17 protein-coding genes and 2 pseudogenes are annotated in these 20,780 nt (G+C 53.2%); 16 read left to right on the top strand and 3 right to left on the bottom strand.

Features of this window, described 5'->3' with window-relative positions; genetic code table 11:
* Window positions 1-16 precede the first annotated feature (16 nt).
* The 13 genes and pseudogenes from A6R74_RS14110 (at window position 17) to A6R74_RS14050 (ending at window position 12,821) form a co-directional block, all read left to right on the top strand.
* Entirely contained in the window at window positions 17-412 is a 396-nt protein-coding gene (locus A6R74_RS14110) for an SMI1/KNR4 family protein (protein WP_064235127.1), read from the top strand.
* A 386-nt stretch (window positions 413-798) separates the two neighbouring features.
* A pseudogene (locus tag A6R74_RS14105) lies at window positions 799-1,767 on the top strand (type VI secretion system Vgr family protein); the annotation flags it as partial.
* A gap of 1 nt (window position 1,768) precedes the next feature.
* Window positions 1,769-2,419, top strand: coding sequence for a DUF2169 domain-containing protein (locus A6R74_RS23240; protein ID WP_064235126.1), 651 nt, complete (start codon window positions 1,769-1,771; stop codon window positions 2,417-2,419).
* Window positions 2,380-2,922 carry a DUF2169 domain-containing protein gene (locus tag A6R74_RS23235; RefSeq protein WP_082906685.1) on the top strand — a complete coding sequence of 181 codons (543 nt, stop codon included), beginning with the start codon at window positions 2,380-2,382 and terminating at the stop codon, window positions 2,920-2,922. The genes A6R74_RS23240 and A6R74_RS23235 overlap by 40 nt, the downstream gene beginning before the upstream one ends.
* Window positions 2,912-4,321 carry a GH-E family nuclease gene (locus tag A6R74_RS14090; protein WP_064235124.1) on the top strand — a complete coding sequence of 470 codons (1,410 nt, stop codon included), beginning with the start codon at window positions 2,912-2,914 and terminating at the stop codon, window positions 4,319-4,321. The genes A6R74_RS23235 and A6R74_RS14090 overlap by 11 nt, the downstream gene beginning before the upstream one ends.
* 2 nt (window positions 4,322-4,323) lie before the next feature.
* Window positions 4,324-4,797 carry an ankyrin repeat domain-containing protein gene (locus A6R74_RS14085; protein ID WP_064235123.1) on the top strand — a complete coding sequence of 158 codons (474 nt, stop codon included), beginning with the start codon at window positions 4,324-4,326 and terminating at the stop codon, window positions 4,795-4,797.
* A gap of 248 nt (window positions 4,798-5,045) precedes the next feature.
* A pseudogene (locus A6R74_RS14080) lies at window positions 5,046-5,391 on the top strand (bacteriophage T4 gp5 trimerisation domain-containing protein); the annotation flags it as partial.
* Window positions 5,392-5,694: 303 nt separating this feature from the next.
* Window positions 5,695-6,210 carry a hypothetical protein gene (locus A6R74_RS14075; RefSeq protein ID WP_064235121.1) on the top strand — a complete coding sequence of 172 codons (516 nt, stop codon included), beginning with the start codon at window positions 5,695-5,697 and terminating at the stop codon, window positions 6,208-6,210.
* A gap of 387 nt (window positions 6,211-6,597) precedes the next feature.
* Entirely contained in the window at window positions 6,598-7,098 is a 501-nt protein-coding gene (locus tag A6R74_RS14070) for a DUF2569 family protein (RefSeq protein ID WP_064235120.1), read from the top strand.
* Window positions 7,099-7,324: 226 nt separating this feature from the next.
* Window positions 7,325-8,737 carry an SEL1-like repeat protein gene (locus A6R74_RS14065; RefSeq protein WP_064235119.1) on the top strand — a complete coding sequence of 471 codons (1,413 nt, stop codon included), beginning with the start codon at window positions 7,325-7,327 and terminating at the stop codon, window positions 8,735-8,737.
* Window positions 8,738-8,819: 82 nt separating this feature from the next.
* Entirely contained in the window at window positions 8,820-9,563 is a 744-nt protein-coding gene (locus A6R74_RS14060) for a hypothetical protein (protein ID WP_064235118.1), read from the top strand.
* A 186-nt stretch (window positions 9,564-9,749) separates the two neighbouring features.
* Window positions 9,750-10,961 (top strand): YeeE/YedE family protein, encoded by a 1,212-nt coding sequence (locus A6R74_RS14055; protein ID WP_064235117.1) that lies wholly within the window; start codon window positions 9,750-9,752, stop codon window positions 10,959-10,961.
* A 180-nt stretch (window positions 10,962-11,141) separates the two neighbouring features.
* Complete coding sequence (locus A6R74_RS14050) at window positions 11,142-12,821, top strand: NAD-dependent malic enzyme (RefSeq protein WP_064235116.1); 1,680 nt, start codon at window positions 11,142-11,144, stop codon at window positions 12,819-12,821.
* A 64-nt stretch (window positions 12,822-12,885) separates the two neighbouring features.
* On the opposite strand, the gene acnA is transcribed toward A6R74_RS14050, so the two are convergent.
* A complete protein-coding gene (gene acnA / locus A6R74_RS14045) occupies window positions 12,886-15,618 on the bottom strand; it encodes an aconitate hydratase AcnA (RefSeq protein ID WP_064235115.1) in 2,733 nt (910 codons plus the stop codon).
* Between the two features lie 258 nt (window positions 15,619-15,876).
* Here acnA and trxB point away from each other — a divergent pair, with 258 nt between their 5' ends.
* Entirely contained in the window at window positions 15,877-16,830 is a 954-nt protein-coding gene (gene trxB, locus A6R74_RS14040; RefSeq protein WP_064235114.1) for a thioredoxin-disulfide reductase, read from the top strand.
* Between the two features lie 46 nt (window positions 16,831-16,876).
* Here trxB and A6R74_RS14035 read toward each other — a convergent pair whose 3' ends face one another.
* Window positions 16,877-17,413, bottom strand: a complete 537-nt coding sequence (locus A6R74_RS14035; protein ID WP_064235113.1) for a GspH/FimT family pseudopilin — start codon at window positions 17,411-17,413, stop codon at window positions 16,877-16,879.
* 134 nt (window positions 17,414-17,547) lie between these two features.
* Here A6R74_RS14035 and thiO point away from each other — a divergent pair, with 134 nt between their 5' ends.
* A complete protein-coding gene (gene thiO / locus A6R74_RS14030) occupies window positions 17,548-18,663 on the top strand; it encodes a glycine oxidase ThiO (RefSeq protein WP_064235112.1) in 1,116 nt (371 codons plus the stop codon).
* Here the strand turns inward: thiO and A6R74_RS14025 are convergent.
* Window positions 18,660-18,932: a PP0621 family protein gene (locus A6R74_RS14025; protein WP_064235111.1), complete on the bottom strand. Its 273-nt coding sequence runs from the start codon at window positions 18,930-18,932 to the stop codon at window positions 18,660-18,662. The two genes, thiO and A6R74_RS14025, sit on opposite strands and share 4 nt — an antisense overlap.
* Before the next feature lie 208 nt (window positions 18,933-19,140).
* On the opposite strand from A6R74_RS14025, the gene A6R74_RS14020 reads away from it, so the two are divergent.
* On the top strand, window positions 19,141-20,775 hold the full coding sequence (locus A6R74_RS14020; RefSeq protein ID WP_064235110.1) for an NAD+ synthase: 1,635 nt from the start codon (window positions 19,141-19,143) through the stop codon (window positions 20,773-20,775).
* The last annotated feature ends 5 nt before the right edge of the window (window positions 20,776-20,780 follow it).

The raw sequence follows: 20,780 nt of genomic DNA, 5'->3' as shown, positions 1-20,780 counted from the left end.
GGGGAGTGTAATGGTCATGTATGAAGATCTTCTAGTTGAAACCCAGCCAGGTGGGCGGTTAGAAAAGTTTGAAAGAGTAGGGTCATTAGTAACTGAGCAGGTTAAAAATATTTATCCAAATTTACCTAAAGAATATTTAGTGTTTTTAGAAGAAATAGGTAGCGGCGAGATTGGGAATGCTGCTTACATTATTTATAATGGAGTGCTTACGCCTGATGAAATCTACGATGAGGTGACAGCAGAAGACTTAAACAATATACTGATTTTTGGTGACGATATGCAGGGGTACTGTTCTGGATTTGATGTCGAAAATGGATGGTCTGTTGTTGAAGTTGACCCAACAGATATGAGCTTTAGAAAAATTTTCGATAATTTCTCTGCATTCATTCGTGACAAAGTAAAAGAAGTTTAGTTTATGTTGTAATTGCCGGGAGAACAGTGTCTTATTTTTTCAGCGTCTTTTAGGTAGTGTTCAGAACTCTGCTTCATTTCACATCTTTTATGTAAAAGTGAGGTTACACAGACCTGAGTGCTTTAGCTTGACTACTATACCGCACCTAACGAAGCCGACAGTTGCTAAGCACTGGGCCACCCAAGGCTGAGCAGTTGTCGGCTATGGCAGCTGGCAATTTCGCACATTTGAAAAGCAAATCTGGCTCTAAGCCCAGAAAGCCCTTGTCCTGCTGATCCGCAGGGAAGAGAGCGAGCGTGATAACACTCTGCACGTGTATCTCGATGGGTTGTTCAGAATTCTGGGTCAGCCGCTCGTCCCGTCCGAGTTCAGACTGCTTCTAACGAAGCCGTTGGATGCGCGTGGTTCAAGGCTGGGCGGGCGGCGGCTACGGCAGCATGGCGATCCCGAGGATTGGCCATGAGGTGATAATTGTACATTTGGAGGCTGACCCGGATCAGCCGCTGATCACCGGGCGCACCTACCATGCGTCCAATACACCGCCCTACCCGCTACCGGCCAACAAAACCCGCACGGTGATTCGTACCCAAAGCCACAAAAGCGACGGCTTTAACGAACTGCGCTTTGAGGATGCCACCGGCGAAGAGCAGATCTGGCTCCACGCCCAAAAAGATCTCGACCTGCTGACCCTTAACGACCGCACCGAGGACATCAAGCGCGATAGCACCCTGCACGTCTTTCGCGACCGCACTACCGACATCGACCGCGACGAAACCCTCACCGTGCATCGCCATGAAGTCCATACCGTGCATGGCAACGAGACCCATACCGTCGACGGTAACGAAACCTTTACCGTGCACAAGAACCGCCACAAAACGGTGGACGGCAACGAAACCGACCGTATCGGTAAAAACTGGTCGAACAAAGTCGGCAAGAACAAAACCGAAACCATCGGCAAGGCCTATCTGCAAAACGTCGGTATGGCCCGGATGGAGAACGTCGGCCTAGGTTACAGCCTCAACGTGGGCGCCATCATGAACACCCTGGTCGGGCTCAGCCAGAGCACCCAGGTGGGGCTCAACCACTCGCTCAACGTCGGCCGCAACATCACCCTCAAAGCCGGCAACCAGATCACCCTGCAGGTGGGCAACAGCCGGCTGGTGCTCTCGGAAGACGCTATCTACCTGGATGCCGGCGAGATCCACGTCAAGGCGGGCACCAAGGTACACGTCGACGGCCCCGATGACGTCCTGCTCAACACCGGCACGGCCCAGCCCGCCCCTGGCGGCTCAGAAGAGGATGCTGAGGCAGAGGCCGATCCCATCGTCAAAGACGGTAATACCAAGGGGTGGTAGCGTGGTGCAAATCATAAACCCAACGTCGTTCCCCCATGCGCTGTATCGCAAGCTCGGCCCGGGCGACGAAGAGTATGATGTGGTGGTGGTACGCGCCACCTACCGGTTCACCGAAGACAACTGGCCGCTGTTCGAAGCCAGCCACCAGCAGCCGATTCGCTGGCAGACCGCTCTGGAAGGCGACAGCGACAACCTGTATAGCCAGGTCATCAGCGATGACCGCGACGTACTGCTCGGCAAGCTCAGCACCGAAGTGCACGTGCATGGCACTCTGCGCTCACCCACAGGCCAGCCGCGCAGTACCTGGCAGGTGCGGGTGCAGGTCGGCCCGGTGGACAAACGCCTGATTGTGCGTGGGCCACGGGAGTTCCGCTGGCAACTACTCGGTGGCTGGCGGGTCACGGATCCCACACCGGTGAGCGAAGTCCCGCTGGACTACCGCTACGCCTTCGGCGGCCACTACCGCCTGCCCGACGAGGACGCCCTCACCAACACACTCTACTACCCCGACAACCCCGCCGGACGGGGCTGGTTGCCGTCACGTGCTGACTACAAGCGTGTATCCAGCGAGGTCGCTGGGTACCTAAAGCCTGACCTTAAGCCGTCACGCAGTTGCCCGCCCCTCAACTGGAAGACCCGGACTGGCTGGTGACCTCCCCCTTTGACCGTCCGGCCCCAGCAAGTTTTGGGCCCATCGCTCCCTGGTGGGAGCCCCGGGTCAGCTATCAAGGCACCTTCGACGACCACTGGAGAACCCAGCGCTTACCCTACTGGCCAGAAGACTTCGACTACCGCTTTCACCACAGCGCCCCGGCGGATCTGGTCGCGCCTGATTATCTACGCGGTGACGAACTGATGATCCTCACCAACTGCTTAGCCAATAGCCGCGCAATCACGGTAGGGGAGCGCCAACGGTTTCGTCACCGCACCCGACTACCGGGCATTGCCATGCACGCCCTCACCGACCACGCCAGTGGCCAGCGCGGCAACACCCCACTGGCCCTCGACAGCGTGGTGATCGACCTGGATCGGGAAGACGTCTCTCTCACCTGGCGGGCATTGTTCCCGCTCGATGACCCGCTCAAGCAGGTACGCATCCGGCGCACGCCGCTGGCGGCGACCTCATCCACCGGAGGGGCACGCCATGTCGGATGACAGCAACACGCCACCAGCCTCCCAGGGGCAAGCCCGTAACGGCCAGGCTCGCCACGCCGGTAATGCGGAGGCCCGATGGAGAGCGTTGACCAGCCACCCTGATTTTTGCCAAGTGGGCGATAAGATTGTGGGTTTCGACTCCGAGGCGACGCTGGGCAACCCCGTGAACTACTCGCCCAACGTGATCACTGCCGGGCAGCGCACCTACCGGGTCGGTGACCTGTGCCAAGGCACTGAGGGTAATGACGGGGCGGGAGTGGGCTCCGGCACCTCCCAGGGCAGCGGCCATGTGCAGTTCACGACCGGACAAGACAATGTCAAAGCCAACGGCCTGCCAGTCGTTCGCGATGGCAGTGAATGCATGATCAACTGCAACGCCGCCGGGGTAGGCGGCGCCAAGGGCTATGTCCACACCAACACCGAGAGCGTCAACAGCCAGCCCGAAGAGAGCAGCGAACCGCTCAGCGAAGCTGAGCAATTACAGCAACAGGCACAAGCCAATCTGGAACGGGTAGGCGAACTACGCGACGCCCTGAACGACAACCCCAACGGCAAAACCGCTGCCGAAGCCGAGGCACTCTATGCGGAGGTGGAGCAATTAGCCAGTGAGACCCGAGCTCAACAAGACGCCCTTATGGATGCGCTAAGGGAAGGGCGCATCAGCGATGATGACTATATCGAGAGCAGTTTTGAGGTCGACGAGGCAGCTAATCGTGCTGCCGGTATGCAGCAAGAAGCCGAGCGGCAAGTGCGATATACCTCAGAAAGTGGGCGTAAACTTAGGCAGGTAGGTGATTTCGCAGCAGAAATGCTTATAACACCGTATGGGCTGGCGAAAGATGCCTGGGAAGTTGGCCGGCAGGTTGTTAATGGGCACTATGCGGCAGCAGCAGGGGTGGCGGTGGTAGCACTTGTGTCACTCATTCCTGGGGTAAGGTTGTTTCGCAGAAGTAAAAACGTCGATGATATCCCTGGGAATGGTGGTGGTAACCGCAGTGAGACGCCAGGAGACAACGAAGGGGTGCAGATTGCGGGGCAAGGAAAAACTGGGCAAGGTGGGGATATTGATGTTCCAGTTAAAAAACCTTACTCTGACTCTAAGAGCAGGCCTAAGTACGGTAAGGATCAGGTTGAAGATGTATGGGAGAACGCGAAGCAACCCGACGGAAATGTCTATGATCCGAATACAGGTGAGTTACTAGAATGGGACACTTCGAAGTCAAGGGCTGGCCAGTGGGATATGGGACATAAGCCTGGTCACGAATATCGAAAACTACACAAGGACTACATGGATGATAAAATCACGAAGGAAGAGTTCATGAGGTCTTATAGAGACCCAAATAATTATCAGCCGGAATCTCCTAGTGCAAACCGGAGCCGTAAGTACGAGGCCGACTAAATATGAGTATTGAAGATGTTTTTCAGGCGATCCGATTAAAGAACTACCAAGACTATCTTCATTTAATTGATGGCGTTGATGTAAACGCAGAAAACGAAGATGGACAAACATTGCTTCATGAGGCTGCTGCTTACAATAGCCTTGAGTGCGCCCGGGATCTAATTTCCAGAGGAGCGGATGTAGATAGCCAGGATCCGAAGGAAATGGTTCCCTTACACTATGCTGCTGCCAATGGAGCGTTTGAGGTTGCCGAGATTTTAGCTGAAGGTGGGGCAAACTTTTCTATCAGTGATAAGTACGGAAATGAGCCTTTGTGGACAGCGGTTTTTAATGCCAGAGGGAAATATAAAACAGTCGATCTATTTGTAAGGCACGGTGCAAACCCCAACCATAAAAATGATAGTGGAAAGTCCCCGTTTGATTTCGCCAAGCAAATTAAAGACTTCGGATTGATCACAATGCTTGAGAGTGAGTAGTATCAAAGACGAGCCTCCAAGGCAGATTGAGGATATACTTCGAGGTGACTACTCGGAGTTTTTCGATCGTCACAACCTTCAGGCTTTCGGACTGTTGACGTCTGAAATATGAGCTTGTGAACCAAGTTCTGTAACTGCCTATGAGCAATGTATTCAAAAGCCTGTATCATGCAGACCGGTAGTGTTCAGAATTCTGTGTCAGCCGTTCGTCCCGTCTGAATTCAGACCGCATCTAACGAAGCCGTTGAGTACGCGTGGTTCAAGGCTGGGCGGGCGGCGGTTACGGCAGCATGGCGATCCTGCGGATCGGCCATGAGGTTATAGTGTCACACTTGGAGGCTGACCCGGACCAGCCGCTGATCACCGGGCGCACCTACCACGCGGTTAATCGGCCGCCTTACCCGCTGCCGGCCTACAAAACTCGAACGGTCATCCGTACCCAAAGCCACAAAGCAGACGGCTTTAACGAGCTGCGCTTTGAAGACGAAGCGGGCGAAGAGCAGATCTGGCTCCACGCCCAAAAAGACCTGGATCTGCTGATCCTTAAACGACCGCACCACCGACATCGACCGCGACGAAACCCTCACCGTGCATCGCCATGAAACCCTCACCGTGCCTACAACTGCGCAACAAAACTTTCCAGGTAGCTTCATGGCCTCATTTAAGACGGTAGAGCCTTCCGTAATGACCCTATCCTCAACAGGCAATACAATGGTTTCGTCGTGAATGGTGGAAAACGCGCGCTGAAGATTTCCAATAAGGTGGTTTAGATGGCTGAATATGTTGATCTAGCAAAAAGCTGTTTAAGCAGCGCCGGCGGTAACCACGATCAAGAAACATCAACGGACGAAAATGAGCACGAAACTATATAAACGTCAGTGCTACGGAGAATTTAACTTGGATATTTTAGAGCAGTTTGTCCAGCAAAATTTGAATCTGTATTCGCAGGATGGTGTGTCGATTCTATGCCGTCTGATTGATCTTTATAAAGACGAACAGCGAGATTGTGACAAAAGCCTGGAGTGTATTTGTGAGGTGTTTGATGATTTTAAGCTATCGCTTACTTTTATGAATTTTCCAGATATGGGGAATTATGGGCAGGTACTAAGTGATGAAGATCAATTGTTCATGATGGAACCGAAATTTCTGAATAAGATGAAGGAAAAAGAAATCTTAAAAAACATGGGGAGCTATCTCATTGCTAACGATATTAACGAAGATGAATACGATGTTTATGATGAGATTTCTTCAAAGGTAGTTCCTGAATGGCTTGCAGAATGTTGGGTCGCTGCAAATAAAATAAGAAGAACTAAATTTAATCTCTTCTGTTTTTCGCATAGGTATTTTAATGAGCCAGCAATTAATTTGATTAATCAAGAAACACTATTTCTGGAGGATTTAAAATATAGCTAGAAAGAAAACTCTGTCGGCTATTGATGATACGGTTGATTAAAGCACTATATACCTTGTGGGAGGCTTTCATGAGACATCCGACATTAGGTCGATTGGTTGCGAAAGGCGCGGTGCTTAACTCCTTTGAAGATGAGATAACAATTGACGGCAATATGTATGATCAGCCTGAATATAGACCTAGATTCAGAGCCGCAGGATCAGGTTTTGAAGCTTGCTGAAGAGGCGCCGTCACACCCGATTGTGTAGCTAAGCAGAAGAAAAATTTTCTTGAAAATATAGAAAGCTATTGTGCTAAATTTGATGGCGAAGTATTATGAGGTTTTTTGGCGAATAAATACGATAGATTTTTCTATCACATCTTGTCGGTCAATGAAGAGAGGGCATGAAATGACTGAGAGGGAATTACCTTACCCCAATAAGCCAGTGGGCGTGGGTGGTTGGTTGATGTTTTATATATGGGTTGTATGCATTATTCTTCCATTTCTATTTGTGGTCAAGATTTTAGAGTTTTTAAGAGAACAGGATGTTGTTGGGAACGCTGATTGGTTTAATTCTTTTTTAGAAACTGTACCTTACACTTCTGCATTTTTTGTATTTTGCCATGTATGCATGGCAATTGTTTTGTATGCGAGTAATAAGAAAGTTACGCGTTACATCGTTGTATTGCTAATATGGCTTTCTGGCCCTTTGTTGAATGCTAGCCTGCTTGCTTTTTGTGTAGTGATTATGCCACCTGAAGCTGGAGAGTACTTTCTTGCCAAGAGAATCCCCCCTTCCATTTTTAATCTGGTATGGTCGGTTGTCTGGACTCTTTATTTTTTACGCTCCAAGAGAGTGGCTAACACCTATTGGCGAGATGTAAAGGCTATAAAGAGGTCGGTAGCTTAACCGACGTCTTAGTACGGGTGAAACGATCATGCTGGGCAAAGCCTCGAAGTTTGCTGAACACGAGGCCGTCAAAAAAGGCGATTTGTGCCTCTGTTTATTTCTCGACCCTTGTTGCTCAGGCCCTTGTAGGAGTCATGCCATCAAGAAAATGAGTAGTTGATATAGAAATCCAACAAATAGTCTGAGAATATAAGTAGAATTAAGATCAGTGCAGGGATTGCATGCCATGCCTCACCTTATTGCTGTATCACTTCTGAGTCTCACCCTTCTCTTATGCTCCTCACCTGCATTAGCTCAGCCGATGAATGAGCCGCCTAGCGCTTATATTGGCGACCAAGTTAATGCCGATTTTGATCATCTTGTCGCACGCGCTAAACAAGGTGATTCGGAGTCACAGTATCGGCTCGGTGCCATGTACCGTAACGGCGATGGCGTATCCAAAAATACTAGCAAAGCCATCACGTGGATTAGGCTCGCGGCAAAACAGGGGCATCCTGACGCCCAATTTATGTTGGCAGGGATGTATTACTTAGGCACTGGGCTTCCTCAAAGCTCTAGTGACGCGGCCGAGCTATATTTTCTTGCCGCTGAACAGGGTGTTCCCGATGCACAGTATAACTTAGGTGTTATGTATCGCGATGGAGAAGGCGTAGTACAGGATTTTAGTAAAGCCATAGAGTGGTTTCAGTTAGCTGCCGACCAAGAAGTGGTTGATGCTTATAATAACTTGGCCTGGCTTTACTATCGGGGCGAAGGCGTTACTCAAAGCATGAGTGACGCTTTAAGGCTATTTACCCTTGCGGCTGAGAACGGTCATGTGCGCGCACAAAACCAACTGGGCGATATGTATGCCAATGGCGAGGGCGTTACCCAGAATGAGGATGCCGCGACGGAGTGGTATCGCCGGGCCGCAGAGCAAGGTGATGCCGATGCGCAGTTTAGAGTGGGCTACCGGTACGATACCGGCCTGGGCGTTGCTCAAAATAGCCTCAAGGCGTTGGGGTGGTATCGCCAGGCTGCTGAGCAAGGCCATATTTCTGCCCAGTTCAACACGGGCATCATGTACCGAGACGGTGAGGGCGTAGAGCAAGACGCGCGAGCAGCCGCCGACTGGTTTTGGCTGGCCGCCGAGCAGGGGGATGCTGATGCACAGTTTGAATTAGGCTATATGTATGATTTTGGTGCAGGTATTCCCCCAAACCCAGAAAAAGCGATGACGTGGTACCGCCGCGCCGCAGAGCAGGGCGACGTAATGGCTCAATTCAACCTGGGGGCTATGTACCGTTACAACCCAGGCGTTGAACGAGACGATCATGAAGCGGCGCACTGGTACCGTCTTGCCGCCGAACAGGGAGATACCGACGCTCAAACCATGCTAGGCGTTATGTACCAGTTTGGTGAAGGCGTGCCTATTAACCGCGTACTCGCCCTGCAGTGGTATCAACAAGCGGCCATTCAGGGCAATGCTATGGCCCAATACAATTTAGGCAGTATATACCTTCGCGGCGAAAGCATTCCCGAGAGTCGGAGCGACGCCATTCGATGGTTTAATCTTGCGGCCCGGCAAGGGGAACCGAATGCCCAGTTTACGCTTACTCTCATTTACGTCGAATCACTAGGGCTTTTAGCAGGTCGCTAATCCGTAATTAGTTCACTTATTCTCTGCAATCAAGAAGAAAATTAGGCTACGACTAAGTTCTGTCACACACCAAGGACAAAACATGCGACTACTTATTGCCATCTTGCTATTTCTTATTTGTGCGGTCTTTACACCCGCCGCCTCTAACGGTTATGCGAACTACGAGGGATTGGTAGTAGATATTATTTTAACGGCTATTTTAATCCCATCAGTCATGGCGCTTCCTTTCTGCCTGCCAAAATCTGGTAGAAACGTTAGGCGTTTCCTAAAAGCATATAACTTTGCCATGCTTGTTGTTATTTTATTTCAAGTTAAAGACCTTCCTATTGATAAGGAAAAAGCTATCGCTTCCACAGAGGATATCAATAACTCTGAAGTGGTCAGTAGTGACGCAACAAAAAAAATTACCAATGGTGAGTTTGCTATATCCGTTCCACATACCTGGGCCATTTATGCACCTAGCGGGAAAGACTATATTTTAAGAACAAAGAGTGAAAAAGGTGAATTAGAAATGTTCATTGGTTTCGATCAGAATGATGCCTCTCTTACCTTAGAAGAGTACAGTTTATTGCTTGAAAGCAGTTTCCAATATCATGTGCCGGGTGACATTTTTGTATCGACTTCGGCCAATTGCGGAGTAAAAGACATCGAGTGTCTTTATCAAGTCGTAAACATTGTAGATGGAGATCAAGAAACATCTACCCTCGTCGCTTCTTTAGACGCTCCCAATGGGCATTATAGAATAATGATAACCACCTTTACTGCGTCATGGGAGGAGCATAGCGCCACAATATTTAAAGTACTGCATTCTTTTAGGTTGATATAGCAGGATAAGTCTAGCGCGAGGTCGTTGCGTTGCTTTAGCACTCTCATATTCCATAAAGATATAAGCACCTTTCAATAAAGAATTTCCTGCGCTCTACAGCTATCGTTAGGCTTATAACTATTGTCCATGTCTACCAAAAGCGCCTGTTAACAAACAGGCGCTTTTGGTGCTGCTAAAGGTGAATGTATGTCTACAACGACGGTTACTACGCCGCAGAGCTATCGCGTGCCGCTGATCGCCACGGCGGCGATCGTGCTGGGCGCGTTACTAATTGGGGTAGTGTTTGACGCCAATATTGGCCTTTTGATGATTGTTGGTGGGCTGTTTGGCATGGTGCTGTATCACGCAGCGTTTGGTTTTACCTCAGCGTGGCGTGTATTTATTACTGAGCGAAGAGGGCGTGGCCTACGTGCCCAAATGGTGATGCTGGCCATCGCGGTGGTGCTGTTTTTCCCTGCCTTGGGGGCAGGCACGCTGTTTGGTAACGAGGTGTCGGGCTTTGTGGCGCCGATTGGCATCTCCGTGCTGGTGGGGGCCTTCCTGTTCGGTATAGGCATGCAGTTGGGCGGTGGCTGTGCCTCGGGCACGCTGTTTACTGCGGGCGGTGGTAACGCACGCATGCTGATTACTTTGGTGTTCTTTATTGTTGGCTCGGTGATTGGATCCGCGCATTTTGCCTGGTGGCAGAGCTTACCGGCTTTTCAACCGGTATCACTGGTCAACGTCGCCGGGGTTGGCGGAGGAATAGCGATTAGTCTCGTGCTGTTTGCTGCTATTGCGGCATTTACCTGGGTGATGGAGAAGCGTCGTCACGGCCAGTTAGAGCAGGCGCCTAATGTCGATAAGCATGGCTATGAGCGTTGGCTGACGGGGCCTTGGCCGCTAGTGGCGGGCGCGGTGGCGTTGGCGCTGCTCAACTTTGCCACCTTGGCACTGGCAGGCCGCCCGTGGGGGATTACCTCAGCGTTTGCGCTGTGGGGGGCTAAAGGCTTTGAGCTAGTGGGTGGCGATGTGAGCCAGTGGGGCTATTGGCAGTCCCCAGGCAACGCAGCGGCTCTTGAAGCCAGCGTTTGGAGTGATATCACCACGGTGATGAACGTCGGCATTATGCTTGGCGCGCTTGCTGCGGCGAGCTTGGCGGGTCGCTTTGCACCTAACTTCAGAATTCCGCTGAAATCTATCTTGGCCGCGGTCATTGGCGGTATCTTGCTGGGTTACGGCGCGCGGTTGGCGTTTGGTTGCAATATTGGTGCTTACTTCAGCGGCATTGCGTCTGGCAGCCTCCACGGTTGGGTATGGTTGGTAGCGGCGTTTGCGGGCAACATGGTCGGCGTTAAGCTGCGGCCGTTGTTCTTCGCTGGCGTAGAGGGGCGCAAACCCACCGCTAAAAGTTGCTAGAAGGTTAGTTAATACTCGTCATATGCCTCGGTTTAGTTCTCCTAAATCGAGGCGTTTTTTTATCAACATGACCTCTCTCTTCCACCTTTGTCGCAGGAGCATGTTACATTACGCTCAAACGCCGCGAACGCCCGATGTTGCTGCATTGCAGCAGTGATTGACATAAAAAAGAGAGTGCTTATGACTACCCAGAGTAGACGCCCCCTATACCTTCCTTACGCCGGTCCTTCTTTGCTCGAAATGCCGCTATTGAACAAAGGCAGCGCGTTTACTCAGGAGGAACGCTTGGCGTTTAACCTGATCGGTTTGCTACCGCAAAAGGTAGAAACCATTGAGGATCAGCTTGAGCGGGTCTATCGCCAGTACCAGCAGTGCCATAGCAGCCTTGAGAAGCATATCCATCTCCGCGCCATTCAAGATGACAACGAAACGCTCTATTTCCGTCTAGTGTCCCAGCACTTGGAAGAGATGCTGCCGATTATTTATACCCCTACGGTGGGGCAGGCGTGTCAGGAATTTTCCAATATTTACCGCAACCACCGCGGTCTGTTTATTAGCTATCCTGACCGCGAACATATGGATGACATCCTGCGCAGCGCCACCAAAGATAACGTCAAAGTGATTGTTGTCACGGATGGCGAGCGCATTCTAGGCCTAGGCGACCAGGGGATCGGCGGCATGGGTATCCCAATTGGTAAACTGGCGCTGTATACAGCCTGTGGTGGCATCAGCCCGGCCTACACGCTGCCGATCATGATTGATGTGGGCACCAATAACAAAGCGCTCTTGGACGACCCAATGTATATGGGATGGCGCCACGAGCGGGTAGGGCAAGAAGAGTATGACGCCTTTATGGGCGAGTTTATTGCCGCGGTTAAACGCCGTTGGCCGAACGTACTGCTGCAGTTTGAAGATTTCGCTCAGGCTAATGCGGTACCGCTGCTAGAGCGCTATCGCAACGAGCTTTGCTGCTTTAACGATGATGTTCAGGGCACGGCTTCTGTGGTGGTGGGAACCTTAATGGCGGCCTGTCAGGCCCGTGAAGAAACGATTGCGCAGCAGCGCGTAGTGTTTGTGGGCGGCGGTTCGGCGGGCTGTGGAATCGCTGAGCAGGTGGTCGTAGCGATGGAAGCCGAAGGCCTGACCGAGAGCGAAGCCCGGGCGCGTATATTCATTGTTGATCGGGATGGTTTGATGACCAGCGATCAAGAGTGGCAGCGTGACTTCCAGCGGCGTTTAGCCCACGACCCTTCGCTAGTTGCAGAATGGAATGGTCAGGGTCTGGAAGAGACGATCGCTCAGATCAAACCAACAGTGCTGATCGGCGTCTGCGGCCAGCGCGGTATCTTCACCGAGCAGGTGGTGCGCACGATGCATGCGGGCTGTGAACACCCGGTCATTATGCCGTTGTCTAACCCTACTTCCCAAGCGGAGGCGGTGCCGGAAGATGTCATCCGCTGGACGGACGGCCAAGCCTTGGTAGCCACCGGTAGCCCCTTTGCGCCGGTCGTTTACAATGGCCGCACTTATCCGATTGCCCAGTGCAACAATGCCTATATCTTCCCAGGTATCGGTTTGGGTGTGATTGCTGCCAGCGCCAACCGGGTTACCGATGAGATGCTTATGAGCGCCTCGCGGGCGCTGGCCCGTGAAGCGCCGCTGGTGAAAGAAGGTAAAGGTGCACTGCTACCACCGCTGTCGCGTATTCGCGATATCAGCAAATCGATTGCATTTGAAGTGGCCGCCCAGGCGCAGCAGAACGGCGTGGCGTTAAAAACCAGTGGCACAACGTTGCGGGAGTTAATCGAAAAAGCGTCTTGGTCACCGGATTACCGCACCTACCGCCGCCGCGCTTTTTAAGCGTTCGGCAAAAAAAAGCCCCCACCGAGGTGGGGGCATGCAAGCATTGGTAAGGTTTTACCCTTTAGGCTGCGCCAATCATCTTGCGCAACACGTAGTGAAGGATACCACCGTGGCGGTAGTAAGCCAGCTCGTTTACCGTATCAATTCGGCACTTGGCATCAACGGTGCGCTCTCCATCGTCATTTTTGATCACGATTTTGACCGTGCCGCCGGGCGTCAGGTCGCTTAATCCGGCAATCGAAATTTCTTCATCCCCGGTTAATCCCAGCGTTTGGCGGCTTTCGCCTTCGGCAAACTGCAGCGGTACAACACCCATGCCGATCAGGTTAGAGCGGTGAATACGCTCAAAGGACTCGGCAATCACGGCACGAACGCCCAGCAAGCGGGTACCTTTGGCCGCCCAGTCACGTGAGGAGCCGGTGCCGTACTCTTTACCGGCGATCACGACCAGCGGTTTGCCTTCCTCTTTGTACTTCATGGCCGCATCGTAAATGGCCATTTGCTCGCCGCTGGGTACGTGGCGTGTCTCACCACCAACCACGCCATCGAGCATCTCATTTTTGATCCGCACGTTGGCAAAGGTGCCGCGCATCATGACTTCATGGTTACCCCGGCGTGAGCCGTAAGAGTTGAAGTCGACTGGTTTGACACCGTGCTCCTGCAGATAGCGCCCAGCGGGGCTGTCAGGCTTGATGGCACCGGCAGGTGATATATGGTCGGTGGTCACCGAGTCACCCAGCATGGCGAGTACACGGGCGCTGTGCACGTCTTCGATGGCGTCCGGCTCGCGGCCCATGCCTTCAAAGAAGGGCGGGTGCTGAATATAGGTGGATTCAGGCCATTGATAGACTTTGCTTTCTGACACGTCGATGGCTTTCCAGACGTCGTCACCCTCAAACACTGCGCCGTACTCTTTACGGAACATCGCGGTGTTCACTTTCTCGACGGCGCTGGCAATCTCGGCCTGGCTGGGCCAGATATCTTTTAGGTAAACCGGTTCGCCGTCACTGCCTTTGCCAATCGGCTCCTGGGTGAGATCACGCTGAACGTTACCGGCCAAGGCATATGCCACCACCAGGGGTGGTGATGCGAGCCAGTTGGTTTTCACCAGCGGGTGCACGCGGCCTTCAAAGTTTCGGTTACCAGAGAGCACCGAGGCGACGGCAAGATCGCCATCGTTAATCGCTTTCTCAATTTCATCCGGTAGTGGGCCGGAGTTACCGATACAGGTGGTGCAGCCGTAGCCGACAAGGTTAAAGCCCAGGGCATTCAAATCGTCATCCAGCCCGGCGGCTGCGAGGTACTCGGTGACGACCTTTGAGCCCGGCGCGAGGGACGTTTTGACCCACGGTTGGGTGATCAAGCCTTTTTCACGCGCCTTGCGTGCCAACAAGCCTGCCGCCATCATCACGCTGGGGTTAGAGGTGTTGGTGCACGAGGTGATCGCTGCAATCACTACCGCGCCAGGGTCAAGGCTGAAGTCGTGCTTATCAAGCTTAACGTTTTGGCTGGTGTCATGTTTGAAGCTACGTTCCACTCCCACGGCGGTTTGGCCGCCTTCCGAGGAGAGTTTGCCTTTAGCGGTTGTATCCGCTTTGACGTCTTCCTGCAGAAACTTGTCAAAGGCTGCTGCCATATCCTTCAGCGCCACGCGATCCTGCGGGCGTTTGGGGCCGGCAAGGCTCGCTTCTACCTCGGTCATGTCCAGTTCTAGGGCGTCGGTGAAGATTGGCTCATCGCTGGGTTCGCGCCATAGCCCTTGGGCTTTGCTGTAGGCTTCCACCAGCGCGACTTGCTCATCTTCACGTCCTGTCAGGCGCATATAGTTCAGGGTTTCTTCATCCACCGGGAAGAAACCACAGGTAGCACCATACTCGGGCGCCATATTGGCGATCGTGGCACGATCCGCCAGCGGCAGGTCTTTCAAACCGTCACCGTAGAACTCGACAAATTTACCCACTACGCCTTTTTTGCGCAGCATTTCGGTAACGGTGAGTACCAAGTCAGTGGCGGTAATACCTTCGCGTAGCTTGCCGGTTAGTTTAAAGCCAATCACTTCTGGGATTAGCATCGAGACCGGCTGGCCGAGCATGGCCGCTTCGGCTTCAATACCGCCTACGCCCCAGCCCAGCACGCCCAGGCCGTTGATCATGGTGGTGTGGGAGTCGGTGCCGACGAGGGTGTCGGGATAGGCGAAAGTCTTGCCGTCTTCGTCCTTGATCCATACCGTTCTGCCCAGGTACTCCAAATTGACCTGGTGGCAGATACCGGTACCGGGGGGCACCACGCTAAAGTTATCAAACGCTTGCTGGCCCCAGCGCAGAAACTCATAGCGCTCGCGGTTGCGCTGCATTTCAATATCGACGTTCTCTTGGAACGCCGCCGGGTTGCCGAACTTATCGACCATCACCGAGTGGTCGATGACCAGATCGACGGGGGAGAGCGGATTGATCTTCGCTGGGTCTTCGCCCAGGCTTTCCACAGCGGCCCGCATGGAAGCGAGATCCACCACGCCCGGCACGCCGGTAAAGTCCTGCATTAATACCCGTGCGGGGCGGTAGCCGATTTCACGGCTGGATTTGCCCTCGGCCTGCCAGTCGACCAGGGCCTGCATATCTTCTTGATCTACGCTTTCGTCATCGGCGAAGCGCAGCTGGTTTTCGAGTAGAATCTTGAGCGTCTTGGGAAGCCGGTCAATGTTGCCCAGGGTCTCGGCCGCTTGGGGCAGACTGTAGTAGTGATACGTTTTACTGCCAACCTCTAAAGTGCTTAGCGTATCGGGTATCTTGCTCATGTGTCTCTCCTCTGGTTGCTGAGCGCTGCGCCCAGCGTGACGGTCACGATCTTTCTTTTATGGATTTCCCCCAGTATGGCGTTGATTTAGTAATAACACATGGGTCTTTGCTCAGGGGCTTTCAAGGTTTCTTCGCCTAATAGCGTAGACGAAACCTTGCAATAGCTTGTACTTGGCGCCATTTCAGGCAGACTCTGTGGCTAATTTTTTATAACGCTATTAGCACAGCTATCAGTCAGATATTTACAAGGTGGTGTCATGGAAACTCGTCATGAGCGTTTGATTATTCTTGGATCCGGTCCTGCGGGCTATACGGCTGCTGTGTATGCCGCCCGGGCAAACCTGAAGCCGCTGCTGATTACCGGTATTCAGGCGGGTGGCCAGTTGACCACCACAACTGATGTGGATAATTGGCCGGGTGACGCTCAAGGCGTCCAGGGGCCGGAGTTGATGGAGCGCATGAAACAGCACGCTGAACGCTTTAATACCGAGGTGCTGTTTGACCATATCAATGAGGTTAGCCTAGGTGAAAAACCCTTTACCTTAAAGGGTGATAGCGGTGTTTATACCTGCGATGCCTTGATTGTGGCCACCGGTGCCAGCGCGCGTTACCTGGGCCTGCCCACCGAGCAGCAGTTTATGGGCCAAGGGGTTTCGGCCTGCGCCACCTGTGACGGCTTTTTTTACCGCAATCAGGAAGTCATCGTGGTGGGCGGCGGTAACACTGCTGTGGAAGAGGCGCTTTATCTCTCTAACATCGCCTCTAAAGTGACCCTGGTACACCGCCGGGACACGCTGCGGGCGGAAAAAATTCTCCAAGATAAGCTGTTTGAGAAAGCCCAAGCAGGCAAAATCGTTCTTGAGTGGTTCCAGGAAGTGGAAGAAGTGCTCGGTGATAACTCCGGCGTTACAGGTATCCGGGTTAAATCCACCCAGGATGGCTCAAGCAAAGAGATTCATGCGCCGGGGCTGTTTATTGCCATCGGTCATAGCCCCAACACGGGCATCTTTGAAGGCCAACTGGCAATGAACGGCGGCTATATCAAAGTGACTTCAGGCTTGGAAGGTAACGCGACGGCCACTAGCGTGCCGGGTGTATTTGCCTGCGGCGATGTGATGGATCATATTTATCGGCAAGCGATTACCTCGGCGGGCAGTGGCTGCATGGCAGCGCTGGATGCTGAGCGCTATTTAGACGGTATCGCCGGGTAAAACCTAGCTTGCCTAACCGCTGTGGACGAGTGGAAGCGCCTAATGATTAACAGTCGATAGGCGCTTCATCAATCCGTAAACGTCCCAACTGGCTGAGTACTAATTTTTTACCAAGTGAGCCTTCGGCGCCGCTACTTGAACAAACGGAAAAACTGCCGTTGTACCCGCTGGTATAGCCTAATGGGCTGTAACGGATGCGAGACCAGCCCCGGCTGTAGGCCACTTGCGTGCCTTGTTGCGCGTGGACAATGCGTAAAATATCATCTTCGGTAATGCCGTTGGTTTTATCTCCCCGCACGATCATTAACTCACCACTCCAAGCTTTGATACAGGCCTGTCGGTTTGCAGAGGCTGGGCAGACAGTAATCTGGCGGCGCTGGCTAATCGCCGTATTGCGCGCTAGCGAAAACGCGCTTTGTAATCGGTTTACTGCGCTGGTCTGCGCCGTTCGCTGTCCCAAGGCTTGAAAATTGGGTAGCCCCCAAGCAGCGATAATACCCACCAACAGTAGGGTGACCAGTAACTCAAGCAGCGTAAATCCGCCTTCAGGTGTGGTGTGCGTCTTGATCTGAAAACTGCTCATCACCTCTCCTCACTTGACCTTGTTATTGCCCGCGTTATGCTCAATCCTCGTCACTAGCCGCGAACGCATCGTCGTTAATAGGCCATCCTAGGCGACAATGCGCTTTTTTTATGTAAGCCAAAACGGACAATGTTGTGAGCGATTTCTTAATTATTGGTGGCGGCGTGATCGGCATGATGACAGCGCTGCAGTTAGCCGATGCCGGCCAGCAGGTCACGCTGGTGGAGCGGGATGAGTGCGGTAAAGAGGCGTCCTGGGCCGGAGGAGGCATCGTTTCACCGCTCTATCCTTGGCGCTACGACGCTGCGATATCGCAACTGTCACGCTGGTCGGAGGGCGTTTACCCCTCGCTGGCGCTGCGTTTGTTGGAGGAGACCGGCATTGACCCCGAGTATCGTCAAAAGGGGCTGCTTTATCTAAATGTGGATGATGCCGACGAAGCGCTGGGCTGGGCGCGTCAGTTGGGTAAACCGCTTGAAAGGGTAGCCACAGATTTTGTTCTCAATAAGGAGCCTGGCGTGGCAATGGCGGGTGACAGCGCGCTATGGATGCCGACGTTAGGCAGCGTGAGAAACCCGCGTTTAGTCAAGGCATTGAAGGCGCGGTTAGCCGCTATGCCCCAGGTAACGCTGAAAGAGCATTGTGAGGTCAGTGGTTTTATTCAACCGGGCGGCAGAGAAAGTGGCCAAGTGGAAGGTGTGGCGACTTCCCAAGGATCACTCAAAGCGGGTCGTATTGTGGTGTGTGGCGGCGCCTGGGCTGCGCAGCTGTTGTCCCAGCTGAATGTGCAGTTGCCGGTAAGGCCTGTGAAAGGGCAGATGATTGCCTATCAAGCGCCTAAAGGTCTCGTTCAGCGCGTGGTGTTAAAAGATGGCCGCTATATTATTCCACGCGCGGACGGCCTGCTGCTGGTTGGCTCTACGCTGGAAGAGAAGGGCTTTGATAAGAGCACCGATGAGGAAGCGCTGGCATCTTTGCAGCAGAGCGCTGAAGCCATTTTGCCCGCTTTGGCTACATGCCCGATCGCACACCAGTGGGCCGGGCTAAGGCCTGGATCCCCGGCGGGCATCCCCTTTATTGGCGCGCTGCCTGAATGGAGTAACGTCTTCGTCAATGCCGGGCACTATCGCAATGGCTTGGTGCTGGCGCCTGCCTCGACCCATTTGCTGGTGGATCAACTGCTGGGGCGCGAGCCAATGATTGACCCCGCGCCTTACCAGCTTACGCCAGAACGGCTTATACAAGCTTAAGATGTTCCGTCTTTATCCTGCTGTTCTTGCAGAAAACGGTCACGATGGGCGCTAGAACAGAACCACTGCTCCTGGTCGCGCAGCGCTTCGTCCTCAGGTACGTGTACCTCACACCAGCGGCAGCGCACCATTTTGCCGCCCTCGTGGCGGTTGACTTTTTTATGCTGCGCTTCATGCTCAAGCTTACGTTGCCGGTAGATGCCGTAGAGTTTTAAACCGGCATAAAATATGACGGCGAAGATAATCAGCCGAATGATCAAGAGGTTCATCCTTTTGTGTCTCCCAAGGTGGGAATTTAGGTGCTAGTTATTGGCACTGGTAATTAGTGCTATGCATTAGTGCTATGCATTGGTACTGGTCATTGAGGCTAGGCATCGAGATAGCCTCGCAACCTTTGCCTGTTGGTGGCCCTTGCGGGACAATACGACTATGTCGATGTAACCCCATTTTAAAGATTCTCAAGAGATTTTGACGCCCATGCAAGACTTAACGCTGGTAATGGCCCAACTCGATCCTCTGGTCGGGGATATTCCCGGCAATGCCGCACGCGCGATTGAAGCTGTGCGCGAAGCGCGGATTGAGCATGGGGCGGATATTGTTGTCTTTCCAGAGCTTTTTTTATCGGGCTACCCGCCGGAAGATCTGCTGCTGCGCCCCTCAATGGAAACCCGCCTGCGTGAAGCCCGCGCGCTAATGGCATCGAAGGTCGCTAGTGATGTGCTGGTGATTATCGGCTACCCCGGCGTACGTGAAGGCCGCTGTTACAATTTGGCGGGACTGCTCTACAACGGCCAGTGGGAGGCCGAGTACGCCAAACAGGCACTGCCTAACTATCAGGTGTTCGACGAGCAGCGCTACTTTACGCCTGGCACTGAGACGCTGGTGTATGAGCATAAAGGCGCCAAACTGGGCATAGTGATCTGCGAAGACCTATGGGATGGCGCGCCGGTTAGAGCTGCCACGGAAGCGGGTGCTGAAGTGCTAATCACCTTGAATGCCTCGCCCTACCACCAGGATAAGCCCACTGAGCGGCTGGGCTTATTGGAGCAGCATGCCCAAGGTGTCAATCGTCCGATTGTGTATGTGAATACTATCGGTGGTCAGGACGAGCTGGTATTTGATGGTGGCTCATGCTGTGTGAATGCGAATGGGCAGTTACAGGTGCTGGCACCCTACTGGCAGGCAGGCCTAATGCCGATTCAGTTCCTGCAAACCAGCGCCACTGTTTGGGAACCCCAGCCCGGCGAGATTGACCCCGAAGTGGAGCCAGAGGAGAGCCTGTACTGCGCGTTGGTCACCGGGCTGCGTGATTATGTCAACAAGAGCGGTTTTAAAGGCGTGGTGCTGGGGCTTTCCGGCGGTATCGACTCAGCGCTTTCACTGGCCATTGCGGTTGATGCACTGGGCCCCCAGCGGGTGCAGGCGGTGATGATGCCTTACCACTACACCGCGGATATCTCCAAGCAGGACGCAGCAGAGCAGGCCAACATGTTGGGCGTACACTACGAGGTCATGCCAATTGAACCCATGGTCGAAGCCTTTATGGGTACGCTGGCGGAGAGTTTTGCGGGGACTGAGCGGGATACCACCGAAGAGAACCTGCAGTCGCGCTGTCGCGGCGTGCTGCTGATGGCGATCTCCAATAAAAAAGGTTTGATGGTACTGACCACAGGTAACAAGAGCGAAATGGCGGTAGGCTACGCCACGCTGTATGGGGATATGGTGGGCGGTTTTAATGCTATTAAAGACGTCTATAAAACCTGGGTGTACCGCTTGGCTCGCTGGCGCAATACCCAATCCCCGGCGATTCCCGAACGGGTCATTGAGCGCCCACCCAGCGCTGAGCTGGCGCCGGATCAGCAGGATAGTGACTCTTTGCCTGATTACGATACCCTCGACGCTATTTTATTAAGCTATATCGAAGGTGACATGAGCGCGGAAGCAATCATTGCCGGCGGTTTTGACGCTGAAGACGTCTATAAAGTGGTGAAGCTGGTTGACCGCTGCGAGTATAAGCGCCGCCAGGCGCCGATTGGTGTCCGCGTGACACCGCGCGGCTTTGGTCGCGATCGCCGCTATCCCATCGTCAATGGCTGGCAGCCCGGCGAGTGAGCCGG

The sequence above is a fragment of the Halomonas sp. ALS9 genome, from assembly GCF_001651035.1.
Taxonomy (GTDB): domain Bacteria; phylum Pseudomonadota; class Gammaproteobacteria; order Pseudomonadales; family Halomonadaceae; genus Vreelandella.
This window is presented reverse-complemented; position numbering and strand designations above follow the sequence as displayed.